At 47.1% G+C, this 1,175-nt stretch carries 1 protein-coding gene; it reads left to right on the top strand.

Annotated elements, in window-relative coordinates:
* Nucleotides 1–1,175 (top strand): elongation factor Tu (tuf, locus tag KI655_RS23930; RefSeq protein ID WP_285409194.1); only part of this gene is annotated, 1,175 nt, incomplete at both ends.

A 1,175-nucleotide genomic window follows, 5' to 3' on the forward strand; every position in this document is an offset into this window, starting at 1 on the left:
TGTCTAAAGAAAAATTTGAACGTACGAAACCGCACGTAAACGTTGGTACTATCGGCCACGTTGACCACGGTAAAACAACTCTAACTGCTGCTATCTGTACTACACTTTCTAAAGTGTACGGTGGTGAAGCGAAAGACTTCGCATCTATCGATAACGCTCCAGAAGAGCGTGAGCGCGGTATCACAATCGCAACTTCTCACGTTGAGTACGACACTCCAACTCGTCACTACGCACACGTAGACTGTCCAGGACACGCGGATTATGTTAAAAACATGATCACTGGTGCTGCACAAATGGACGGTGGTATCCTAGTTGTTGCTGCGACTGACGGCCCAATGCCTCAAACTCGTGAGCACATCCTACTTGGTCGTCAAGTTGGTATCCCTTACATCATCGTATTCATGAACAAATGTGACATGGTTGATGACGAAGAGCTACTTGAGCTAGTAGAAATGGAAGTTCGTGAACTTCTTTCTGAGTACGAATTCCCAGGTGATGACCTACCAGTAATCCAAGGTTCTGCTCTTGGCGCACTAAACGGCGAGAAGCAATGGGAAGACAAGATCGTTGAGCTAGCTGAAGCTCTAGATACTTACATCCCAGAGCCAGAGCGTGCAGTAGACCAACCGTTCCTACTACCAATCGAAGACGTATTCTCGATCCAAGGTCGTGGTACAGTTGTAACTGGTCGTATCGAGCGTGGTATCCTACGCGTAGGTGACGAAGTAGAAATCGTTGGTATCAAAGAAACAACAATGACTACTTGTACTGGTGTTGAGATGTTCCGTAAGCTTCTTGACGAAGGTCGTGCTGGTGAGAACGTTGGTGCACTTCTACGTGGTACTAAGCGTGACGAAGTTGAACGTGGTCAAGTACTATCTGCTAAAGGTTCTATCAACCCACACACTAAGTTCGAGTCTGAAGTATACGTACTTTCTAAAGACGAAGGCGGCCGTCACACTCCTTTCTTCAAAGGTTACCGTCCACAGTTCTACTTCCGTACAACTGACGTAACAGGCGACATCACTCTACCAGAAGGCGTAGAAATGGTAATGCCAGGTGACAACGTTCAAATGACTGTTGAGCTAATCGCTCCAATCGCAATGGACGAAGGCCTACGTTTCGCTATCCGTGAAGGTGGCCGTACTGTAGGTGCTGGTGTTGTAGCTAAAATC

The sequence above is a fragment of the Vibrio sp. D404a genome (genome assembly GCF_030248535.1).
Taxonomy (GTDB): Bacteria; Pseudomonadota; Gammaproteobacteria; order Enterobacterales; family Vibrionaceae; genus Vibrio.